Here is a 662-nt window from a genome sequence, read left to right on the forward strand (position 1 = left end):
GTAGGAATTATATTAATAATAAGTTATAGTTTATTAGCTACTAATAATAATAAAATAATACCTAATAGCTGATCATTAAGCCAAGAAACATTATATTTTACTGTACATGGTATAGTAATTAATCAAATAAATTCAAATAAAGGACAAGTATATTTCCCTTTTATATATTCATTATTTATTTTTATTTTAGCCAATAATTTATTAGGAATGATACCATATAGTTTTGCATCTACATCTCATTTTGTTTTAACTTTCTCTATGAGTTTTACAGTTGTTTTAGGTGCAACAATTTTAGGTTTTCAAAAACATGGATTAAAATTCTTTTCTTTATTTGTACCTTCTGGATGTCCTTTAGGTTTATTACCTTTATTAGTTTTAATTGAATTTATTTCTTACTTATCAAGAAATGTTTCATTAGGATTAAGATTAGCTGCAAATATATTATCTGGACATATGCTTTTATCTATTTTAGGTGGATTTACATATAATATAATGACAAGTGGTTTATTATTTTTCTTCTTAGGATTATTACCTTTAGCATTTATAATAGCTTTCTCAGGTTTAGAGTTAGCTATTGCTTTTATACAAGCTCAAGTTTTTGTAGTTTTAAGTTGTTCTTATATTAAAGATGGATTAGACTTACATTAATTATAATCTTATAT

At 23.3% G+C, this 662-nt stretch carries 1 pseudogene; it reads left to right on the plus strand.

Annotated features, from left to right (window positions below):
- Window positions 1-90: 90 nt before the first annotated feature.
- Window positions 91-648 (plus strand): annotated as a pseudogene (atpB, locus tag ACYVEA_RS34680) (F0F1 ATP synthase subunit A); the annotation flags it as partial.
- Between the last annotated feature and the right edge of the window lie 14 nt (window positions 649-662).

It is taken from the genome of Spirosoma jeollabukense (genome assembly GCF_054777855.1).